Raw genomic sequence first — 22833 nt, 5'->3', positions numbered from 1 at the left:
TTCTCCCGGATGAGAGGGGCCGGGAAAAATCGAGTACCCGTCAAGTATGCCAGCTCCGCCCCGCTTAATCTAGGGTTACGAGCCGGGCAGCTAGCGTGTTGTGAGCAAACTGACCGTATTTATTTCTTAAGGGCCTGCTTCCAGCCCACAGAAGTGCCGCCGCGCATAATGTTGGCCCGGTAAATGCGGGCCCCCAGCCGGGTTAGCAGGACGGCAGCAGCAAGGGTGAGGGCCAGAGCGAGCACCGGCTCCCACACGGCGATGTCCTCAAGGAGGAGGCGGCGGGGCATGGCGATGGAGGAAAGCACGGGCACATAGGAAAGCAGGGTAAGCCAGTGGTCACTGGCATAGATACCGGCGAAGAGGGCAGCAATCAGCACCATGGTGATGGGATTGGAAAGATTAGCAACGTCTTCGGTGCGGGCGGCCATAGCGCCAACGGCTGCCCAGATAGTGGCGATGGCGGCAAATCCTGCCACGTAGAAGGCGGCAAACCAACCGGCTGATGGCAGTATCCAACCCAAGTCTGCAGCTGATCCAGTGACCTGCATACCGATAAGTCCAGCAAGAGCGTAGACCGCAACCTGAAGGGCGGCCAGGACGATATTACCGACAATCTTTCCGGTCAGCAGCTGGCTCAGCGGTATAGCGGTAGCAATGATTTCAACGATACGGTTTTGTTTTTCTTCGACAACTGAGTTTGCAATGGCAACACCAAAGAGAAGGGTTGTCATGTAAAAAATCATGGCAAAGACCATGGCAATGAGGAAGGCCAGTCCCGTGTTATCGTCCCCGGTCAGGACGCTGGTGGCCACCTGGGTGCCGACGGTGAGGGCCTCAAGGTCAATACCGGCTGCCGCTGCATTTTCAGCTGTGATAGTGGAGCTAATGACCCCGCTGAGATCATCGACAATACTGCGGTTTACGGATGAGTCAAAGACAATCTCCCACCCCTGGTCTGAGGTGGTGAGGTAGGCGTCCGCGTCCCCGTCGGCTACGAGGGTGCGGGCGGCGTCCGCGCTGTCAACCTGGGTGGCGGTATAGCTGGTTTCGTCATCGCTCGCTGCATCTGCTGCGGCAATCAGCGAAGAAGCCCGGTCGCCGTTTGAGGCGATGGTGTATTCGGTGGTACCAGAGTTGAGGAAGTAGGGTATGAGGATTGCGGCCAAGATGATGACCACCGAGAAAATGGTTCCGCCAATGAAGGATTTATCGCGCAGCTTGACCATGATTTCTCGGGTGGCAACGATTTGCCAGGCGGTCTTTGGAGTGGTGTTCATTGGCCGGTGACCTTTCGGTAGATGTCGCCGAGGGTGGGAAGCTGGCGGGAGAACTCGTGGATGTCATGGTTGAGGCCGGTGCTGAAAATTTGCTGGCGGACGGCAGCTAGGTCAGCGCCGGGGGCAAGTTCAATCAGGGCCTCGGTGCCGGACACATCAAGAACCGTGATCCCTGGCAGGGTGCGCAGCCAGGCTGCGTCCGCCCCTCCCCGGTAGAAGTAGCGCGGGGTTCCTGCCTCGCGAAGCTGCCTGGCACTCCCCTCAGCCCGTACTGTACCTCCGTGCAAAATCACGACGCGGTCACAGAGCCGATCGACTAAATCGAGCTGGTGGGAGGAGAAGAGAATGGGAACACCTGAGCGCATGAGATCTCGCAGCATAGATACCATGGTGTCTACAGCCTGAGGGTCAAGGCCTGAGAAGGGCTCATCGAGAATCAGGGCGGTGGGCTGGTGCAGTATCGAAGCGACAATCTGCACCCGCTGCTGGTTACCCAGAGAAAGAGATTCGAGCTTATCGTTAAGTCGCTCCCCTAGCCCCAGGGCAGTCAGGTGCTCAGTTGCAATATCGCGGGCAGCTGCCGCACTCATACCCCGTAGTTGGCCCAGGTAGATCAGCTGGGCCACAATCGCCTGCTTGGGGTAGAGGCCCCGTTCTTCGGGCATGTATCCGAAGCGGGCCCTATCGGCAGACGTGATGGGGCGGCCCCCGTAGAGCACCTGCCCGGCGGTAGGCTCCAGCAGGCCCATCAGCATCCGCATCGTAGTGGTTTTACCGGCACCGTTGGCCCCGAGAAAGCCGGTCATGGCCCCTGGCTCAACGGTGAAACTGACGTCCTCTACGGCCGGTGTAGCACTGCTACCCGAACCATAGACTTTAGTCAGCCCCTGAACTTCGATTCTGCGAGAATCTGTCAAAGCGTCCTCCTCATCACTGTGGTGTGCTTCTAGCCTAGGCACACCGGGCTTTAAAGACTTCCCCCGCCAGACTGAGTCTGGCGGGGGAATTACATCAGCGGGGTCTACCCTCCTGCAAGGCCAACCCGGTGGGCAAAGATGACTGCGCCAACCCGGTCCCGGCTGTGGGTTTTGGCCAGGATGTTCGAGACGTGAGTTTTGACGGTTGCAGCTCCCAGAAAAAGTTTTTCTGCAATTTCCGCGTTGGTCAGCCCCTGGGCCAGCAGTTCAAGGGTCTCCCGCTCCCTGGGGGTCAAGGACCCCAGGGCAAATGCATCTTCCGGGCTTAGGCCGGCAGTAGCCTGCCCTGCCCCGGGCTCTCCTTGGCCTAAGCCAGCACCTGGGGTGGCGGCGTCCTGCCCCTTGGCTTGCTCAACAAAACGGGCAATCAAGGGCAGGGTCATTTCAGGTGAGAGCAGAGCTAGCCCGTTTGCCACCTTGCGGATTGCTTCAACCAGTTCGTCGGCGTCCGAGGTTTTGAGCAAGAAACCGCTTGCCCCGGCTGTGAGGGCGGCAAAGAGGTAGTCCTCCCGGTCAAAGGTCGTAAGAATCAGGACGGCGGTTCCTGGCAGTTGGTCGGTCAAGGAGGAGGTGGCGGTGATTCCGTCCATTACGGGCATTTGCACGTCCATGAGGACGACGTCCGGGCGGGTAGCGAGCGCCAGCTCAAGGGCTTCAGCCCCGTTGCGGGCCTGGCCGACGACCTCAATGTCCTCTTCCATCGAGAGAATGAGGGCAAAGCCGGAGCGAACCATGTCCTGGTCATCGGCCAGGAGAACTTTGATAGTCATAGTGCCTTCTTCAGGGTGGGGTGGATAGTGTCGTTATCGCCGATAGGAAAGCGGACCTGCACCTTCCAGCCGGGGGTACCGCGGCGGCGTCCTACCCAGCAGGTACCGCCCAGGGCAGCTGCCCGTTCCCGGATCCCTTGCAAGCCATAGCCCTGTTTACCAGGGTCAGGTAGGTATTCTTCCCCTTCTTTTCCTCCGGTCTTGGAGCCGTTGTCGGTAACCTCAAGTTCCCCCCAGTACCTGCCGGGATCCCCGCCTGTTCTCAGGACAAGCAGGGTCTGTTGGGCTGTAGAATGCTTCCGTACGTTGGTCAAGGCCTCTTGGGCCATCCGGTAAATCGACAGCTGGGTTCCTTGCTGGAGCTGGCTGAGGCGGGCAAGGTCTTCATCACTGACCTGCACGCTTGCATCGATCCCTGCTGCCTGAACCTGGCTTGCCAGGGTAAATATATCGGCAATTTGCGGTTCTTTGGCGGAGCCTGTCCCTAGTTCAGCTTCCCCTGGGGCGCGAAGCACCCGAATCAGATTCTTCATTTCGGTCACAGAGGAACGGGCCAGTTTTTCAATATTAGCTAACGGCTCCCCAGCCAGCTCGGGTTTCTTGGCCAGGGCCCGACGGGCAGCTGCTGCCTGGATCCCCATGGAGGTCACATGGTGGCCCACTGAATCGTGGAGCTCCCGGGCAATCCGCAAGCGGTCCCGGGTTACCGCGTCCTCAGCCATCTGCTCAGCCTGCTTCTCCAGTTGGTGGGCCTGGGCTGCCAGGACGGTACGCTGATAGGCCTGGTTCCAGGCTGTGCGCCCCATAATGGCAGCACAGCCGAAGTAGAAGATATTGGTCACCATGTTCATGATGTAGAAGGCTGCTGCCTGGTCGAAGAGACCACCTGAGTATTCTTCCACCCCGCTCATCTGCAGGTAAGAATCAGTTGTGACCCAATAAATCACCACACTCACAGCTGAAAACAGGCAGATCAGAGCATAGGTTACCCAAGTCAACTGCCGGTTTTTACCCCAGGCTATTCCCGCATAGAGCACCGCAAAATAGGACAGCTGGTAAGTGAGGGTAACCCCTGCCAGCTCCGAAATATAGCTCAAGGAAAAAAAGAGCAGGGTTGCCACGACCATCATGGTCAGGGGGAACCTGCGGCGCCAAATCAAGGGTAAGGTCATGGCCGCGGCCACGAAATAGGATTTGACAATATCAGCTAAAGAGCTACCGTAGAAGCCCCCTGAATGGTAGGTGGCGTTCAAGAGGAGGGTAACTCCCAGAACAAGAAGCCACCCCACCACATCTTTTCTTAAGGACGCAGGGGGCGGGGTCGGACGCTCCCAGTGGGGGTCTATCTGTGAGAAGGAAAAACGCTGTCGGGCCACCTCACCAATGTACCCCAGCCGCCCGGGTTTTCACTCCCCCGGACGGCTGAGATTTAGACATATGAGGTGATGTAAGAGGCCTAGTCCGTTCCGAAGAAGCGGGTGTAGCCTTCCTTAGCCTTCTGGCTCACCTGACGGCTAAGACTCCGACCCAGTTGGCGAACCCTGCTGGGCACCGGAGAGGCTGGGCTTTTCTGCTCTGAGGTATCAGCTGACCGGTTAGCTGACATTTGGGCCCGGATTTCCTGGGTAATGGAGAGCTGCCCGTGGTGGATCCCCGGCCCCTGAATGGTTTCACCAGGTTCTTGCCTCTCCCGTAGCTTCTGGTAGAAGCGGGCCAGGGCCAGTTCGGCCGCCCCTGTTGCGCCCAGGGTTGCGGCAGCCACCATAGCGGCAGTCCCAGACTGGCCCTTGGCTACCCGCCTAGCTGCCCACAGGGCAAGGGCACCTGAGACACCCAGCTGGGCGGCCCCGTCCGCAGCAATCAGCCAGGGGCGTTTACGCAGCTCACGGCTCATATGAGAGAGGGTATCTTCCCCATTCGGGTAAGCTTCCAGGCTCTCTTTGAGGCGGCCCAGGCTACCGGTCTCAGGCTCAAATCTCTGGTAGCCAGCCAAGGATTCCATCTCGACTTTCCGGTTGACTACCTGCAGCAGCTCCTGGGGTAAGTCGAGGGCCTGGAGGGCAGATTCAAGGGCGTCCACGCTGTAGGTATCACGGACGTAGTTCTCAAACCGGTTAGCTGCCTGCTCTCCCAGTCCGTAGAGCCACACTAATTGCTCTAGGTCCTCCCCGGTACGCTGGGTCTGGCGGGGTTCAGGGAGGACGCCGGGCAGCATCCATAGCTCGTCTCCAGCCTCAGACTGGGAGGGAAAAATCGGTCCAAGCTGCTTAGCTTCAGGACCCCAGCTAAAGGTCAAAATCGTGCCGACCAGGGTGGTATCAGGGGTTCCCATGACCCGGTTCATCCACTCGGTGACGCTGCCTGCCTCCGGCCCCGTCTCATCGGCCGGCACAATAAAGGTAAGGTTCTGGGACCACAGGGTTTGTTCAACCACAATAGCTGAGACGTTCATGACCTCAAGCAGGTGGGCAAGGGTAGCCGGGTCTGCGCTGATGAGCGACCAGCCCCTATCTGCCGGAGCGGCCTCCACCGGCCCGTGCATAAGATCCTCATGCAGGTAGGCAGGAAGGTCAGTCATGGATAACTCGACTAAGGCTGCACTGTTTCCCTGGGGGTCAAGCGTCATGCTGTCGGTTCCCTGCGAGAAGGTAGCGAGGTGCTCGAAGGCTGGCCCATCGACAACCATGCGTTCGCTGAGGCCAGGCAGGTAGTCAGTCATTTCAGCCAAAACATGATCCAGGGGACGGCCCAGGCTCAGGCTTCCCTGCCGGTCTGTGGTCACGGCGGTGAGGCGCTCCGGACGTCCTGGCCCCAGCTCCCACTGGCAGAGCAGGTAAACCTGGGCCCGGCCCGGCTGGGTTTCGTAGACGCTCACCTCCTGCATACTCGATAAGAGCACAGGCAAATCGGTGGTAAGGTCCCAGCCTGGCTCAGCCGGCTCGTCCAGTTCATGTGCGGACGCTGCTACAGCTGGTTCTTCCTCAGGAACCGGTGAAGCCAGGGTGCTGGCACTCCCCTGTTCAGCTTCTAACTCTTCGTGGCCGACCTCCACAATTTTCTGAATGAGGTCGTCAAACTTTTGGGGATCAGCAGCCAGCTCTTCAACCTGGTTGAGGTCTTCTGCGGTGTACTCATCCCGGTTCTTACTGGCCTGCTCCCGGATTGCCCCAATAAGCTCATCAAGTTGCTGGCGTATCTGCTGCTCCAGGTCAGCCGGTTCAGCTGTATGTGCCCCGGTAGGGCCAACATCATCGTAATCCTCACCCATCAGGGCACGGTAATGGCCGGGGACCAGCTGGGCCCAGTTATCAGTCTGCCCGTCCATGGCAATACGAACCCGCACCCAGTAGAGGTTGGAGAGCTGGGAGCCAGGTTCAAACGGGGAATCTGTCATACCTTGAAGTCCTTGACGATGGTGGGTGAACTATGGGCTAGTTGCCTTGGCTTGAGAACTCGTAGACGGCCCCGGTTTGAAGGGCCCGGTAGGCTTCCCTCAGGCGGTGGGCGTGCCTGGGCCCAAAATATTGGTCCAGGTCTTCAGGGGCAACCCACTCGTAGCCGGTGAGCTCCTCCTCTTGCAGAGTAATCTCGGCCCCCGGCGGAAGCACCCCGGCATCGTAAATGTAGTAGGTAGAGTCGCCCCAGATCCCCATCTGGAGTCCGTGGAAAATCACCAGTAGACGGCCAGGTTCAAGGTCAAGCCCAACTTCCTCAGCAACCTCCCGGAAGCAGCCGACCTGGGGGGCCTCGCCGGCTTCGACAGTCCCACCGGGGATCGTCCAGCCGTCCTTGTAATTGGGCTTGACAACCAGCATTTGCCCAGCCTCATTTCGAATGAGAGCACCGGCTGCCAGACGGCGGGTAGGCAGGGTTGCAATAAAAGCCTTGAGTTCTTCTTCGGGAAGGTAGGAATCAACCACGGTACTGCTCCTTCTCAGCTGACGGGTACTACACCCAATGTACCGCGCCAGCCCCCAGGGTAAAAGGTAGGGAGCCGCTTGCACTCTCTCAGCGGAACTGCCCCCCAGGTTCCCACCGTCCTTAAAGCACAAGGGTGGGGCAAGCTCAGCGCTTACCCCACCCTCAAGCACGATTACTTGAGGAACTTCTCAAAGCCCTTGGGCAGGTTGAGGTCCTCCGGCTTGATGTCCTGGTTCTGCTGGCCAAAAGCTGAACCGAGAGCGGCCTGCTGCTTAGCTGCTGCTGCCTGCTCCTGCTGGGCGCGCTTGGCCGGGTTGCCGGAACGGGCCTTGCCCTTAGCTTTACTCTTGCCCTTGTTCTTGCGGGCGGCACCGCCGGCAGCTGCCATGCCGGGCATCTGCATGCCACCGGGCATACCTGCCATATTGCCGCTGGCTAGCTTCTTCATCATCTTCTGGGCCTGGGCGAAACGCTCCATGAGCATGTTGACCTCAGAGACGGTGACACCGGCACCCTTGGCGATACGAGCCCGGCGGGAACCGTTGATGATCTTGGGGGCAACACGCTCGTGCGGAGTCATGGAGCGAACGATTGCCTCGACGCGGTCGATTTCCTTCTCGTCAAAGTTCTCTAGCTGCTGACGGATCTGGGCGGCACCCGGCATCATCATGAGCAGCTTCTTCATGGAACCCATCTTGCGGATCTGCTGCATCTGGGCCAGGAAGTCCTCGAAGGTGAAGTCCTCCTGGTCGACAAACTTCTTGGCCATGCGGTCAGCTTCGGCCTTGTCCCAGGTCTGCTCGGCCTGCTCGATCAGGGTGAGGACGTCACCCATGTCAAGGATTCGGCTGGCCATGCGGTCGGGGTGGAACTGCTCAAAGTCGGTGACGTTTTCACCGGTGGAGGCAAACATGATGGGCTTGCCGGTTACCGAGGCAACCGACAGGGCTGCACCACCTCGGGCGTCACCGTCCAGCTTGGAGAGCACGACGCCGGTGAAGTCTACGCCCTCGTTGAAGGCGTTAGCGGTGTTGACGGCGTCCTGACCGATCATGGCGTCGATGACGAAGAGGACTTCATGGGGTTCAATGGCGTCGCGGATATTGCGGGCCTGCTGCATGAGTTCAGCGTCTACACCCAGGCGGCCTGCGGTATCGACGATGACAACATCGTGCAGCTTGGCGCGGGCCTCAGCAACGCCGTCGCGGGCCACCTGGACGGGGTCGCCGGTGGGGGCGTCGAATTCGCTGGTGACACCGGGGTGGGGGGCGTAGACGGGGACGCCGGCTCGTTCACCGACCACCTTGAGCTGATTGACAGCGTTGGGGCGCTGCAGGTCAGAGGCCACCAGCATGGGGGTGTGTCCCTGCTTCTTGAGCCAGTGGGAGAGCTTACCGGCCAGAGTAGTCTTACCGGCGCCCTGCAGACCAGCCAGCATGATGATAGTGGGGCCGCTCTTGGCCATATTGATACGGCGGGTCTGGCCACCGAGAATGCTGACCAGCTCTTCGTTGACGATCTTGACGATCTGCTGGGAGGGGTTGAGGGCCTCAGAGACCTCAGAACCCAGGGCCCGTTCCTTGATGTGGGCGGTAAATTCGCGGACGACGGGGACGGCGACGTCGGCATCCAGCAGGGCCCGGCGGATTTCGCGTACTGTAGCGTCGATGTCTGCTTCAGTCAGCTTGCCTTTGCCGCGCAGGTTTTTGAAGGTTGCTGTCAACCGGTCTGAGAGTGAATTGAACACGGGCTGTGCACTACTTTCGTGGCTGGATGGGCGTCGCGGGCTGGGGTTGCCCGCCCGTACATTAGATAATCAGCTTTTAAGAATAACGTATTGCTGGCTCCCTTGGGGTGGTTTGAGCCAACTGAGCGCCTAGCTGAATTTCCATTCTTGGCTAGATAGGCCAGGGCGCCTGCTCTCCCCTGGACAGGGTGAACAGGCGCCCGGTTCAGTGCCTCCTGGCTAGAAGCTATCTACCGTCTCAGGGCGATAGCGGTGTAGCCGGTTTAGCTCTTCATCCAACCAACGTTGATGTAAACATCAGGGTTAGCGTAGGGGCGGGCGAAAAGGAAGGCACCGTAGTTGGCCAGCTTGGTCTTGCAGAACCAGATTTCCGGGCCGTTGAAGATGGGGGCCATGGTTGCAACCTCAGCCATGTGCTTCTTTTCAATCTCGTTGGACAGGGCGTTGCGCTCTTCGAGGGATTCGATGGTGCGGAGGCGGTCAACCATTTCATCTATTTCGGGGGTGCCGATACCGTTGTAGGTTGAGGAGTGGTAGAAGTACTCAGCTGAGCCGGAGGCGTCTTCTCCCAAGATTCCGTAGCCGGATACGGTGACGTCGTATTCCTTGTTGCCGATGACGGTAGAGAAGTTAGCATCAGGCTGGTTATCGATGGTGCATTCGATACCGGCAGCCTTCATCTGCTGGACCAAGGTCTGGGCGGTGGCAGCAGCTACTGAGTCATCGCCGAAAGTAGTGACGGCGAACTTAGCCTTCCCTGAGGGGCCTTCCATGTAGTCGCCGCTCTGGGTGTAGCCTGCGTCGGTCAGGATCTTTTTGGCGGCTTCTGCACCTGTTTCTGCAGGGTAATTGTCCTGGTAGTCGGTGGCGAAGGGCATGAGCATCATGGAACCGGGGGCATTTTCGGTCCAGTTCAGGCCCTGGAATCGGACGGTAGCGATAGCCTGGCGGTCGACTGCGGCAAAGATAGCCCGGCGCAGGGCGGTATCGGTGAGGCGTTCGGGGTTGATCATGAGGCCACCGGCATAGAGGTTCTGGCCGCGGCGGGGCTCAGTATCGGCAATGCCTGAAACGTCGTTGTAGGCAGTGAGGGTGGAGGCTGTCACTGCATCAATTTCGCCGTTGCGGAAGGCTGCTCGGGCTGCTGAAGATTCCATCTGACGGAAGGTAATGCGTTCCATCAGGGGCTTGACGCCCCACCAATTTTCGTTGGGGACGACGGTGAGCACCTTCTGGGCAGAATCCCAGTTTTCTACCTTGTAGGGGCCAGAGAGGTAGTCGTTGTTGATGGTATCGAGCAGGCCCTCGTTGAAAATTGCAGTATCTTCCATGGCGGGGTGGACCAGGCCGGTTCCAAAGAGGCCCTCAATCGGGAAGTAGGGTTCGCTCATGGTGACCTTGACGCTGAAGGGATCCCCGTCTTCCTCAATGGAAGCGATGTGGACGTAGGCGCCTGAATCTACGATGTCGTAGCCCTCTGAGGTGAGGGTTTTGTGGGTGACCTGGAGGGCCTTGACGTCAATGGGTGTACCGTCGTTGAACTTGGCCTGGGGGTTAAGTTTGATAGAGATGGTCTGGACGCCGTCGGTCAGGCTGGGCTCGTAGGCGGTGCAGTAGTCGGGGTTGACGCTGTATTCGCCCAGAGCATTGGTGCGCCAGAGGCCGCTGACGGTGGCTGTATTGACGGCTGCCATAACGTTGAGGTTACTGGTGGTGTAGCCGGTTGCGGTAGCGACGTTGAAGTTAGGGCCCAGGGTGGAGACGGCGAGGGTGAGGGTGCCACCTTCTTGCAGGGTGGTGCGGTCCTGTTCGTTGATAGCGACGAGCTGGGAGATGTCACCACCGGCAGCTACCGCGGAAGCTGAGGCAGCGCTGGAGGTGCCAGCGGTTCCCCCACCACAGGCTGCGAGGAGGCCGGTGGCTCCTGCCAGACCGGTGACGAGGAAGAAGGAACGACGGTTGAGGTTCATACCAGAGGACATAAAGCCACCCTTCAATAAGCAAAACTTAATGTTCGCCACACCTTTTGTGTGATTGAGATAACCCTAGCAGGTAATTTTCAGCTTGAAAGGTGGTTTTCTGCCCTTTTTTGCAAATTTCCTCCCCTGTAACCCAATAATTTCTGTCGTCAATGATTTAGTAAAACTAACCATTTCCACCTGAGGCAAGAAAGCCAACAGGTACCTGTTTATTTTCTTAAAACCTGTACCCCCTCTTCCGCCAGGAAAAGGGGGTACAGGGAAGTTAAGGTTCTCACTGAACTCAGGCCTACCTACCGGAGCAGGAGGCTGATATCAGGTCCGTCCCTTAGGCTTTCACCCAACCGACGCGTGACCATGAGTTGGGGTTGGTACGGGGGCTACCGAACATGGCAGCACCGTAGTTGGCCAGGGCAGTCTTGCAGTAGAAGATTTCCGGGCCGTTGAATACAGTACCGAGAGTTGCAAACTCAGCCATGAACTTCTTTTCGATCTCGTTGCACTTTGCATTGCGCTCAGCATCGTCTTCGATCTTTTCCATCTCAGCAATCATGGCATCGATTTCGGCGTTGCCCGCTGCCCCGTCCAGGTTGGAGGTGTGGTAGAACTGGCGAGTTGAAGTGGTGGCGTCAGACCCAACGGTGAAGCCGGAGAAGGTCATATCGTACTCGCCGTTACCCACGATAGAAGCGAAGTTAGCATCGGGCTGCTGGTCAATGGAGCATTCGATACCGATGGTCTTCATCTGCTGGACCATGGTCTGGGCCAGGGCTGCAGCACCGGGATCATCACCGAAGTTAGTGACCTTGAAGCTGGCGTTGACCCCGTCCTTGGCGTAGAAGTCACCGCTCTTGGTGTAACCGGCATCTTCCAGGATCTTCTGGGCAGCCTCAACACCGCGGTCCGCCGGGAAGTTGTCCTGATAGTACTCAGAGACAGGCAGAAGCAGCATTGAGCCGGGGGTTTCCTCAGTCCAGTTCAGGCCCTGGAAGCGGACATCGGCCAGGGCCTTTCGGTCGGTCCCGGCAAAAATGGCGCGGCGCAGGGCAACGTCCTGGATTCGGGCGGGATTCAGGTTGAGGCCGCCGGAGAAGAGACGCAGGGAGCGGCGGGGTTCAGCGTTAGGCGTGCCTTCAACGTCCTTGTAGGCAGCCAGGGTGCGGGCGCTGACCACATCAATTTCACCATTGCGGAAGGCAGCACGGGCTGCGGAGGCCTCCATCTGGCGGAAGGTGATGCGTTCGAGCAGGGGCTTGTCGCCCAGCCAGTTCTCATTGGGAACAACGGAGAACCGCTTTTCAGAGGAGTTCCATTCTTCCAGCTTGAAGGGGCCGATACCGTAGTCGGGGTTGGGGTTATCGTTCCAACCTTCGTTGAAGACGGCAGGGTCGGCCATGGCCGGGTGCAGGACGCTGCCAAAGAGGCTGGTTGCCGGGTAGTAGGGTTCCCGCATGGTGACCTTGACGCTAAATGCGTCGCCGTCTTCCTCAATTGATTCGATGAATTCGTACATACCGGAGGTGACGATGTTGTATTCGCCCTCGGTGGATTTGAAGACGTTCCAGGAGGTTCGCAGGGCCTCGATGTCGATCGGGGTGCCGTCGTTGAACTTTGCCTCGGGGTTGAGCTTGATAGAGATAGTCTGAACCCCATCGACGGTTTCAGCCTCGTAGCTCTGACAGAAGACAGGGTTAATTTCTTCCTTGCCCTCGAAGCTGCTGAGCCAGAGGCCGGTCGCCATATTGGCATGGGTGGTAGACAACACCAGGGCGCTGTCGGCTGAGTTACCGTTCTGGGAGGTGATGTTGAAGTCAGGACCAATGGAGGAGACGGGCAGGGTGAAGGTACCGCCGGTCTGCAGGTTGGCAACGTCCTGCTCGTTGATTTCTACCTTGATGTCCTCACCGGCAGCGCCCATGCTGGCGGTTGCTGCGCTGGTGGTGTTACCGGTTGAACCGCCACAGGCGGTCAGCAGGCCGAGGGCGCCTAGGGCTCCGGTGCCCAGCAGCAGGGTTCGGCGATTCAGCACAATCGAGTTAGTCATTGTTCTTCTCCTTAAGGTTAAGGTGGGTTATGCAGGGTGCCTAGTGGGACACCAAATCAGCTTGTGTATGAGTCTCTACCGCGTGATCGGGGTAGTGGCAGGCATACAGGTGATCTTCTCCGCCTGGCCGCAGGTCAGGCTTATTCTCTGCACAGTTTTTCTTTTTATCTTCGGGTAGAAGCTTGTAAATGGGGCACCGGCTTGAGAAACCGCAGCCCACAGGTGCATTGACCGGGGTGGGAAGGTCACCGTCCAGGACGATGCGCTGGCGGGTGGCTTCCACTTCCGGATCTGGCACGGGGATTGCTGAGAGCAGGGCCCGGGTGTAGGGGTGGATGGGCCGGTCAAAGACCTCATCAACGTTACCGATTTCAATGATTTTGCCCAGGTACATCACGGCGACGCGGTCTGAGGCGTGGCGGACGACAGCGAGGTCGTGGGCCACCATGAGGTAGCTTAGGCCCAGGTCGGCTCGGAGTTTCTCAAGGAGGTTGATGACCCCTGCCTGGACGGAAACGTCCAGGGCTGAGACGGGTTCATCGAGGGCAACTAGCTTGGGGTTCACTGCCAGGGCACGGGCGATACCGATGCGCTGGCGCTGGCCACCGGAGAACTGGTTGGGGAAGCGGTTGACGTGGTCTGGTTGTAGGCCAACAGTCTTCATCAGTTCTAGAACCCGGCGCTTGATATCGGGTTTGGACCAGCCCTGGTTGATCAGCGGTTCAGCGAGTACTTCATACACCGTGAAGCGGGGGTCAAGGGCCCCGGTGGGATCCTGGAAGACCATCTGCTGGTTCTTGCGCAGCTCAATCAGGTCTTTACCCTTAAGCCCCTGTTTGTTGGAGACTCCGGCGATTGTGATTTCCCCGTCGGTTGCATTGGAGAATTCCATGATTTCCAACAGGGTCGTGGTCTTGCCACAGCCTGATTCACCCACGATGGAGAAACATTCGCCTTCGCGGATATCGAAGCTGACCCCGTCCACGGCCTTGACTGTTCCTACCCGCCGCTTGATCAAGGCGCCCTTCATCAGGGGGAAGTGCTTCTTGACGTCCTTCAGCTCAAGTACCTGCTTGCGCTGCTCGCGGGGCAGGGAATCGAGGGCTGAGTGGGGAATCTCCGGTACCGGGAACATCTGTTCAGGACGTTCTGAGAGGTACTTTTCTGCGTAGTGGCAGGCGGCCCGGTGCAGCTCGTGGGCCCCGGGAACCGACCGAAGTTCGGGTTCCTGCTGGCGGCAGGCATCGGTGACGACGGGGCAACGGTCAGCAAAGGAGCAACCGACCACCGGCTTGAGCAGGTTGGGAGGGGTACCCTCAATCGGGACCAGGGAGACCTTTTCCTTCCGGTCAACGCGGGGAACAGCCCCCAGCAGACCGATGGTGTAGGGCATAGCAGGCTGGGCATAGAGGTCTTTCGCGGGAGACTGCTCCACGGCCTTTCCGGCGTACATCACCATGATGTCATCGGCCATACCGGCGACGATACCCAGATCGTGGGTAATCATGATGGTTGCTGCCCCGGTTTCCTCCTGGGCCTTTTGCATCACTTCCAACACCTGGGCCTGAATGGTGACGTCCAGGGCCGTGGTCGGTTCGTCGGCAATGAGGACGCGGGGGTCGTTGGCAATTGCCATGGCAATCATGACGCGCTGGCGCATACCACCGGAGAACTCGTGGGGGAAGGAACGGAGGCGGGCCTCCGGTGAAGGAATCCCCACCAGGGTCAGAAGTTCAATGGAGCGGGCCTTGATGGCAGCGGCGCTCATGTTTTTATTGTGGACCTTGAGGACCTCAGCAAGCTGGTGGCCGATCGTAAAGACCGGGGTGAGGGAGGACAGGGGATCCTGGAAAACCATGGAGATTTCTTTGCCCCGGTAGTCGCACATCTGCTTGTCGCTCAGGCCTAGCAGCTCCTGGCCCTTGTACTGGATCGAGCCGGTAATATCTGCGGTGGTGGGGTGCAGGCCCATAATGGCCATGGAGGCTACCGATTTACCGGAACCGGACTCCCCCACAATCCCGAGGGTCTTGCCGGGGTAGAGATCGAAGTTAATACCGCGCACCGCGTGGACAATACCGTTTTCAGTATTGAACTTTACGTTGAGGTCCTTGACGCTCAGAACTGGTGTAGTGCTCATTTACTTCTTCTTTTTCTTGACTTTACCGACGGACAGGGAGGTGGGATCAAAGGCGTCTCGGAGGCCGTCGTTCATGAGGGAGAGGGGTCCTACCAGGAGGAAGAAGAACAACAGGGGAATCCAGAACATCCAGGGTAGGGTGTTGACCTGGCTGGAGGCCTGCGAGATCAGGGAGCCGAGAGAGAAGTTGGGGTACTTCACTCCGATACCGATGAAGGTGTAGGACACTTCAGCCAGGATGGCGTTGGTGATACCGCGGGTAAACTCCAGCACCAGCAGGGATCCAATATTGGGAACCAGGTGCCGCCAGACGATTTTGAGGGGGTGGACGCCCATATACCGGGCTGCCTTCACGAAGTCCCGGGAGATGAGGGACATGGCCATTGCTCGAATCACACGAGCTGTGTACATCCAGTTGAAGATCAGCAGGACGATGGTCAGCAGCAACCAGCCGGGTAGGTTTTCCCGGAGGGACTCGCCGCCTGCACCGTTGATAACAATGGCAACAATCAGAATATTGGGAGCCATCATCATGCTTTCGAGGATGAAGAGCATAGTCTTATCGACCTTGCCCCCGAAGTAGGCCATGACGCACCCGTAGAAAGCTGCGAAGAGGACGGACACGGCACCGACGATGAGGCCGATGAGGACGGAGGTGCGGACGGCTTCGGCCATCTGGGCGTAGAGGTCTGTACCGGCGCTGGTGGTTCCGAACCAGTGGGCAGCGCTGGGGCCGGTCGACATGTAGAGGGGGTCGATGGTGGTGGTGTCCCACTGGGCAAAGATACCGCCGACGAAGCCGAACAGGGTGACCAGGATGAAGACGGCAAGGCCGGCAACCGCTGCCCGGTTGCGCATGAAACGCCGGAAGATGATTTTGCTCTTGCTAATAACCTCAAAGTCAGCTTGAGCAGTATCCACCTTGGTGATGATACCGGTGAGGTTGTCGTGGTCTATTGAGGGGGTGTTGCTCATGAGATCCTCACTCGGGGATCGACGATGGTGGTGGCAATGTCAGCGATAATGGCGCCAACTGCGAAGATGAAGGAGCCGTAGGCCATGGTTGCTACTGCAGCATTGACGTCCTGGGCGCCGATGGCCTGAATGGACCAGAGCCCGATTCCTGGCCAGGCGAAAATTGCTTCTGCGAAGAAGCCACCGGCAAAAATTGCGGGGATAGTGAAGGCAATGGACTGAACTACGGGGATGAAAGATACTCGCAGGGCATGGCGGCGGATTGCTTGATTTCGGGTAAGCCCCTTGGCCCGGGCCGTCCTGACGAAGTCTGCGTTGACGCTATCGAGGAGGTACTGCCTCTGGGCAATCTGATATCCGCCCCAGCTGAAGATCGTGATACAGAAGGTGGGGACGATGTAGTGGGCAGCAAGGTCTATCCAGTATTCCAGGCTTCCGGGGGTAAGACCTGGCGAGGAGATACCGGTAACGAAGAAGACCCTCTCCCCCGCCATGGTATTGATGGCAACAGCCCCGAGCTGGACGAGGAAGTAGGCTACCGGGGCGGGAAGAATGTAAACCAGGTAAGAGTAGCCTGTGATAACCCGGTCTGAGAACTTGTACTGGCGGGCTGCTGAGTACACGCCCAGGGCAACGCCGATAACCAGACTCAGCAGGATTGCTGCGATGTAGAGGCGGGTTGATACCCAGACCCGCTGGCCAAATTCAACGTTGACAAAAGCGCCGTTGGGGCTGCGGCCCCAGTCCCAGTGGAAGAGGACGTTGGTGAGCCACTGAACATAACGATCCCAGGCACTCATGGTGGGGTCTAGGTTGAGGGAGGCGAAGTTCCGTTGAATCTGCTCCGGGGTGGGGCGGGGAATCCGCTCCTGCTCCAGGAGGGCAGGGTTGAGGGTTGTTACCGCCAGGAAGTAACCGCCTGTGGTGGTCAGGAAAATCATGACCAGGTAGGTCACGCATCGCCTGAACAAGTACTTAAACATGGTCCCAAACTTTCAGTTTTCTGTTCGATGCCTTTTCGATGTGGTTGCCTTCTGGCAACACCTGTGTGTGAAGTCCGGCATAAACGTGGTATCCCCACGAGTATATGAAGTAACCCACATCACGCCAAATTGAATGGTTACACAAGGCACTCCGTAAAGGGTACTTAAAGGGTTATCTACGCCCATTCCCCACCCTTAGGCTACTAGCCAACCCTGGATATCCCACCTAAAAACCAGTTCTGACCAGCATTAATAACATAGATTTAACAGAAATCTTCTTATCTAGATACTTTAGAAATCCTCATCAATAAAGATGGCCCCACCCTCCCCTGCCAGAAAACATCACTGCTTTTACTGGACGGGTGAAGGTAGGGCCGCTGCTGATCCTTGGCTTGGGGTGAGTTGCTGACTGGCGTTTTCCTGACTAGAGCTCAATCTCCAGCAGAATCGGTGTGTGGTCCTGGCGGGGGCCAGAGTCAACCATTTCTGAGGCCTTGACCTTATCGGCCACTCGGTCTGAAACCAGCCAGTAGTCGATGCGCCAGCCGGTGTTGTTAATCTTTGAGGTCCGCGAGCGCTGGGCCCACCAGGTGTAGGCGCCGGTGACGTCCCCGTGCTGGTGGCGGAAGGTGTCGGTGAAGCCCTTGGAGAGGAGGTTGGTAAAGCCTTCGCGTTCTTCGTCGGTAAAGCCGGGTGAGCGGCGGTTTGAGGTGGGATTCGCTAGATCAATTTCGGTGTGGGCGACGTTGAAGTCACCGGTGGCAAGCACGGGCTTGATGGCGTCTAGGCTCGCTAGGTAGTCGGCGTAGAGGCGGTCCCAGATTTGACGTTCGGGCAGGCGGCGCAGGCCGTCAGAGGCGTTGGGGGTGTAGACCTGGGTAACAAAGAAGTCCTCTAATTCGAGGGTGATCATGCGGCCCTCAGCGTCCATGGTGCTGGGAGCTTCGAGGCGGGGGTAGGTGATGGTGGGGTTGAGGCCCTCGCGGTAGAGGAACATGGTTCCGGCATATCCCTTGCGGGCTGGTTCATCTGAAGATACCCAGGCTACCTGGTAGCCGGGGAAGTAGGTGGCAAGGGCTTCTAGGTGTTTGGCGGTTGGCCCTTTGGCAGAGAGTTTCGTTTCCTGCAGGGCGATAACGTCCGCCTTGAGGGTTGCCAGGGTTGAAAAAACATCACGGGAAAGCAGGGCACGGGCTGACTCGCTGGTGAGGGCTGCATTGAGAGAATCGACGTTCCAAGACACTAGTTTCATACCCTTTAGTCTACCGGTCTGCCACCTATGCCTGGGGGCCGCCCTCCTGCCCCGACTACCTGCCCTCACACAACCAGGTGTCTCCTTCCGGGTCTGCCTTTTTCGCAGGACGCTTTGGCCCCGCCTGGGCTAGCCAGGCGGGGCCAGTTCGTCCTTGTGTCTTTTGGGGGTATGCAACCCTAGATGGCAGAGACTCCGCGTTCGCCTGTCCTGACCCGCACTACCTCATCAATGCTGGTGACCCAGATTTTGCCGTCTCCGGCGCTGCCGGTGTTGGCGGTGGCGATGATGAGGTCAATGATGTCATTGGCCCGGTCGCTTGCAGCGAGAATCTCAAGGCGCAGTTTGGAGATCATCTGCACTGAGTATTCCTTACCCCGGTAGATTTCGATGTGTCCCTTTTGACGGCCGTAGCCTTGGGCTTCTGAGACTGTCATGCCGTCTACCCCGTAGCCCTCGAGGGCTTCTCGGATGTCTTCAAACTTTTCAGGTTGAATCAGTGCTGTAATGAGTTTCATGGTGGCTGTCCCTTTCACCCTTAGTTCTTTGCAAAGGCACCCGAGGTACCGGACGACATGGAGTAGGCGGTTTCGGCGTGCTGGGCCAGGTCAATGCCCTGGACCTCCTGCTTCTCAGTGACCCGGAAGCCGATGGTTCGGTGGATTGGAATCACGATGATGAGGGTGACGATAGCGCAGTAGATCATTGAGATGATAGTGGCAACTGACTGGGTGAGGAGCAGGCCCAGGCCGCCCCCGTAGAAGAGGCCAGCGGTTCCGGTCTCCGGGGTGGCGATGAAGCCTAGGGCCAGGGTGCCCAGGATGCCTGAGACCAGGTGGACGCCGACGACGTCCAGGGAGTCATCGTAGCCGAGGCGGTATTTGAGGCCCACAGCCCAGCCGGAGGCAATGCCCGAGATAAAGCCCAGGGCCAGGGCACCGACAGGGCTGACGTTTGCGCAGGCCGGGGTGATGGCTACCAGGCCTGATACGAGGCCGGAGGCTGCCCCCAGGGAGGTGACGTGGCCGTCACGGACGCGCTCAAGCAGGCACCAGCCCAGCATGGCAGCTGCCGGAGCTGCAAGGGTATTGACCCAAATGAGGCCGGCTTGGGCCCCGTCGGAGGCAGCGCCGACGTTGAAGCCGAACCAGCCGAACCAGAGGATAGCTGCACCCAGCATGACCAAAGGTAGGGAGTGGGGGCGCTGGTTGGGGTCGGTGCCGAATCCCTTGCGGGCTCCCAGTACCAGGGCAAGGATCAGACCTGCGACGCCTGCATTGATGTGAATGACCAGGCCGCCTGCAAAGTCAATGGCTTCACCGAAGATAGCACCGATAGCGCCCTCTTCGCCGAAGAGGCCACCTCCCCAGACCATGAAGGCGAGGGGGCAGTAGACCAGGGTCAGCCAGAGGGGAACGAAGATACACCAGGCTCCAAAGCGGGCCCGGTCAGCAATGGACCCGGAAATAATGGCCAGGGCGATGATAGCGAAGGTTGAGCTAAAGGCTACTGCCAGCAGATCCGTGCCACCGGCGGCCAGGGTTGCCGATAGCCCAAAATCATTGAAGGGGGAACCGACAATATCGGTGATGAGGGCATCCCCGCCGCTCATGCTGTATCCCCACAGGACCCAGCAGACCCCGACTAGGCCCATCGAGATGATCGACATCATCATCATATTCAGTGCAGACTTTGCCCGTGTCATACCGCTGTAGAACAGTGCAAGTCCCGGTGTCATAAAGAGAACAAGTGCCGCGGCAACCACGGTCCAAACATCACTAGCGGTGAGTTCCATAACCCGGTACCCCTTTCGTAAACCCTGTACGTTGTGTCTTGGTGTGGTGTGAGGCTAAGGCGTAAGTGCCTGCCCCTGTGTAACTGACACCCACATTCTTCTCCCATCCTGTTTCAGGGGCTTATGGGAAGGGTTACTGGCCGGTTACAGAGACTCCATGCCTGTTGCAGATAAGAAAACGCCGGTTACAGCGGTGTTTCGAATGTAAATTGAAACTCCCCCACCTCCTGTGGCAGCAGGGAAAGGCATAAAAATGGCCCCGCACAGGGTGCGGGGCCGAAACCTAGAAGGTGGATGCTTCAAACTAGTCGAGCAGGGCGTCCACGAAGGCAGCAGGTTCAAAGGGGGCCAAATCGTCAGGGCCTTCACCCAGACCAATGAGCTTGACGGGCACGCCTAGCTCTTCCTGGATAGCAACTACGATGCCGCCCTTGGCTGAGCCATCTAGCTTGGTCAGAACGATACCGGTAATTTGCACTACCTCTGAGAAGACCTTTGCCTGGATCATACCGTTCTGGCCGGTGGTGGCGTCAATGACCAGGAGCACCTCAGTTACCGGTGCTTCCTTTTCCACCACGCGCTTGATCTTACCCAGCTGGTCCATCAGACCAGCCTTATTCTGCAGGCGGCCGGCGGTGTCGATCATAACGGTATCAACCCCGCGGTCCTTACCCTGCCGGATTGCTTCAAAGGCCACGGAGGCCGGGTCGGCCCCGTCCTTCTCTGACCGGACGGTATCAACCCCCACCCGGTCGCCCCAGGTCTGAAGCTGATCAGCAGCTGCGGCGCGGAAGGTATCTGCAGCCCCCAGCAGGAGGTTCTTCTCTTCTGCCACCATGACGCGGGCCAGCTTACCGACGGTCGTGGTCTTTCCGACACCATTGACGCCAACAACCAGGACGACCCCGGGGTTCTCACCCTCACCGTCCAGCTTGAGGGACCGGTCGGCGTCCTCGCCCACGATCTTCAGTAATTCTTCGCGCAGCATCTGCTTCACGGCAGCCGGGTTCTCGGTGCCTTCCACCCGGACGCGCTGCTGTAGGGCCTCCACCAGGCGGGAGGTCGGCTCAGATCCCAGGTCTGCAAGAAGGAGGGTCTCTTCCACCTCATCCCAGACGTCCTGGTCGATCTTGTCGCGGGTGAGCAGGGCCAGCAGCCCCTTGCCCAGCACATTGTTGGAACGGGCCAGACGGGCTCGCAGGCGCACCAGACGCCCCTGGGCTGAGGCCGGTTTCTCAATACTAGTAACCGGCTCCCCCGGACTGCTCTCAGGCTGATCATCAGCATCGCGGGTTGACTCGTAGCCCCCCTTGGGTGCCTTGGGGCCTCTGAGGAGAACCACCAGTACACCGGCCAGGATCAGAACACCAAGCAGAATATACACAATCAAAGTCAGAGAATCATTCACACTTCTAGCTTGCCACACTCAGAGCACCCGCCCTACTCCTGCCCTGCCCGTGTTACCCACTGAGCCAGAAGAAGTAGAATGCAGTTCTGCACTACCCTGCACCCCCAGCACCACCTTTGTGAGCTAAGATACTTTACACACGCTATTGAGACCCCGAAAGAGCACAAGCTTCACCAATGAGTAAGCACATACCTACCCCGTCTATGGATACCGGCGCCATTCCCATCATCCCCGAGTCTGTGCGCCAAGAACAAAGAAGGCAGGACGCCGCAGCTACCCCCACGGCCAGCAAACCCCCGACGGTTAAAGTTCCCGGCCCCATCAAGGTGCTCATCGCCGCCTCCTTCCTCATAGCCCTGGGCTATGGCCTCGTTGCCCCGGTCCTCCCCGGCTTTGCCCGTAGCTTCGACGTGGGGGCCATGGCTGCCACCTTCGTCGTCTCAGCCTTTGCCCTCTCCCGCCTAGCCTTTGCCCCTACCTCCGGCAAACTCATCAGCCGCTTTGGCGAGCGCAAAATCTACACAGCCGGCCTACTCATTGTTGGGCTTGGCTCCATCGGTGCAGGCCTGTCAGTCAACTACCCCATGCTGATTGCCTCCCGCATTATTGGCGGTACAGGTTCAGTCATGTTCACGGTGGCAGCGATGGGCATACTTGTGCGCAACTCCCCGCCCACCATTCGGGGCAAGGTATCTGGCTACTACGCCACATCCTTCCTACTGGGAAACATCTTGGGGCCGGTGATGGGAGCTGCGACCTCATCTCTGGGCATGAGGGTTCCCTTCTTCGCCTACGCAACTTTGCTCCTACTAGCAGCCATCGTCATTTTCACCCAGCTCAAGGACGAACCCCAGGAGGTAAACCTCAATACCCAGGGAATTGCCGTCCCCAAGCCTGAACTCAAGCTCAAAGATGCCCTTGCCTTCACCAACTTCCGTTCTGCCCTTTTTACGAACCTGGCGGTTGGCTGGAGCATTTTCGGTCTGCAATCTAGCGTGGTTCCCCTTGCGGCGGTGGCCCTTCTGGCTGCGAGCCACGCCGGTGAACCCGGCTATGATCCTGCTGTGGCCGGTGCCAAACTAGCCGGTTTCACCCTGGCAACCTACGCTGTGGGCAACGCCCTCATGCAAATCTACTCAGGCAAGATGGGCGACCGCATTGGCCGCCGCCCCATGGTCTTCTCCGGCCTGCTCCTGGCAGGAATCGTCACCATTCTGTTTGGCACTATTACCAATGCCGGGGTCTTTGTCGCAGCGGCTGTTCTCTTGGGTATTTCATCTGCCCTCCTGGGCCCGTCCCTGCAGGCTGCGGTTTCCGATGTGGTGGGCAACAAGCGCTCCGGCGGTCAGCCCCTGGCCTATTATCAGATGGTTTCCGATATTGGCCTGATTGTTGGGCCGCTCGTCGCCGGCCTTATCGTCGATACCGCTGGCTTCTTCCCGGCCTTTGCCGTGGCCGGTGCCCTGCTGCTGGTCGCAGCCCTGGGCTGGATTCCCGGGATCACCCCCAAGTACCCGGCTGATATCGCCGATGAAGGCTACACCGGCAGGTAATCCGTCTAT

The 22833-nt window shown here is 58.7% G+C and carries 17 protein-coding genes; 1 reads left to right on the top strand and 16 read right to left on the bottom strand.

Features of this window, described 5'->3' with window-relative positions:
• Positions 1-119: 119 nt before the first annotated feature.
• The 16 genes from ACMXX3_RS01150 to ftsY form a co-directional block, all read right to left on the bottom strand.
• A complete protein-coding gene (locus ACMXX3_RS01150; RefSeq protein ID WP_421082981.1) occupies positions 120-1280 on the bottom strand; it encodes an ABC transporter permease in 1161 nt (386 codons plus the stop codon).
• On the bottom strand, positions 1277-2197 hold the full coding sequence (locus ACMXX3_RS01145; RefSeq protein WP_421082980.1) for an ABC transporter ATP-binding protein: 921 nt from the start codon (positions 2195-2197) through the stop codon (positions 1277-1279). Before ACMXX3_RS01145 ends, ACMXX3_RS01150 begins: the two co-directional genes overlap by 4 nt.
• 104 nt (positions 2198-2301) lie before the next feature.
• Positions 2302-3027, bottom strand: a complete 726-nt coding sequence (locus tag ACMXX3_RS01140) for a response regulator (RefSeq protein WP_421082979.1) — start codon at positions 3025-3027, stop codon at positions 2302-2304.
• Complete coding sequence (locus ACMXX3_RS01135; protein ID WP_421082978.1) at positions 3024-4316, bottom strand: histidine kinase; 1293 nt, start codon at positions 4314-4316, stop codon at positions 3024-3026. Before ACMXX3_RS01135 ends, ACMXX3_RS01140 begins: the two co-directional genes overlap by 4 nt.
• A gap of 167 nt (positions 4317-4483) precedes the next feature.
• Entirely contained in the window at positions 4484-6421 is a 1938-nt protein-coding gene (locus ACMXX3_RS01130) for a hypothetical protein (RefSeq protein ID WP_421082977.1), read from the bottom strand.
• A gap of 37 nt (positions 6422-6458) precedes the next feature.
• Positions 6459-6947 carry an NUDIX domain-containing protein gene (locus tag ACMXX3_RS01125; RefSeq protein WP_421082976.1) on the bottom strand — a complete coding sequence of 163 codons (489 nt, stop codon included), beginning with the start codon at positions 6945-6947 and terminating at the stop codon, positions 6459-6461.
• A 173-nt stretch (positions 6948-7120) separates the two neighbouring features.
• Positions 7121-8695, bottom strand: coding sequence for a signal recognition particle protein (gene ffh / locus ACMXX3_RS01120; protein WP_421082975.1), 1575 nt, complete (start codon positions 8693-8695; stop codon positions 7121-7123).
• 263 nt (positions 8696-8958) lie between these two features.
• A complete protein-coding gene (locus tag ACMXX3_RS01115; protein ID WP_421082974.1) occupies positions 8959-10677 on the bottom strand; it encodes an ABC transporter family substrate-binding protein in 1719 nt (572 codons plus the stop codon).
• A 325-nt stretch (positions 10678-11002) separates the two neighbouring features.
• Positions 11003-12718: an ABC transporter family substrate-binding protein gene (locus tag ACMXX3_RS01110; RefSeq protein ID WP_421082973.1), complete on the bottom strand. Its 1716-nt coding sequence runs from the start codon at positions 12716-12718 to the stop codon at positions 11003-11005.
• A gap of 40 nt (positions 12719-12758) precedes the next feature.
• Entirely contained in the window at positions 12759-14858 is a 2100-nt protein-coding gene (locus tag ACMXX3_RS01105) for a dipeptide ABC transporter ATP-binding protein (protein WP_421082972.1), read from the bottom strand.
• The gene (locus ACMXX3_RS01100) at positions 14859-15833 is read right to left on the bottom strand and encodes an ABC transporter permease (protein ID WP_421082971.1); all 975 of its coding nucleotides are present in this window, start codon (positions 15831-15833) and stop codon (positions 14859-14861) included.
• Complete coding sequence (locus ACMXX3_RS01095; protein ID WP_421082970.1) at positions 15830-16816, bottom strand: ABC transporter permease; 987 nt, start codon at positions 16814-16816, stop codon at positions 15830-15832. Before ACMXX3_RS01095 ends, ACMXX3_RS01100 begins: the two co-directional genes overlap by 4 nt.
• A gap of 424 nt (positions 16817-17240) precedes the next feature.
• Positions 17241-18068, bottom strand: coding sequence for an exodeoxyribonuclease III (locus tag ACMXX3_RS01090; protein ID WP_421082969.1), 828 nt, complete (start codon positions 18066-18068; stop codon positions 17241-17243).
• Positions 18069-18247: 179 nt separating this feature from the next.
• Positions 18248-18586, bottom strand: a complete 339-nt coding sequence (locus ACMXX3_RS01085; protein ID WP_421082968.1) for a P-II family nitrogen regulator — start codon at positions 18584-18586, stop codon at positions 18248-18250.
• A gap of 20 nt (positions 18587-18606) precedes the next feature.
• Complete coding sequence (locus ACMXX3_RS01080; RefSeq protein WP_421082967.1) at positions 18607-19863, bottom strand: ammonium transporter; 1257 nt, start codon at positions 19861-19863, stop codon at positions 18607-18609.
• A 304-nt stretch (positions 19864-20167) separates the two neighbouring features.
• On the bottom strand, positions 20168-21271 hold the full coding sequence (gene ftsY / locus ACMXX3_RS01075) for a signal recognition particle-docking protein FtsY (RefSeq protein WP_421082966.1): 1104 nt from the start codon (positions 21269-21271) through the stop codon (positions 20168-20170).
• A 176-nt stretch (positions 21272-21447) separates the two neighbouring features.
• On the opposite strand from ftsY, the gene ACMXX3_RS01070 reads away from it, so the two are divergent.
• Positions 21448-22824, top strand: coding sequence for an MFS transporter (locus tag ACMXX3_RS01070; RefSeq protein WP_421082965.1), 1377 nt, complete (start codon positions 21448-21450; stop codon positions 22822-22824).
• The last annotated feature ends 9 nt before the right edge of the window (positions 22825-22833 follow it).

It is taken from the genome of Rothia nasimurium, from assembly GCF_049068285.1.
GTDB classification, from domain to species: Bacteria; Actinomycetota; Actinomycetes; order Actinomycetales; family Micrococcaceae; genus Rothia; species Rothia nasimurium_I.
The sequence above is the reverse complement of the archived record's forward strand: the minus strand, read 5'-3'. Positions and strand labels throughout refer to the sequence as shown.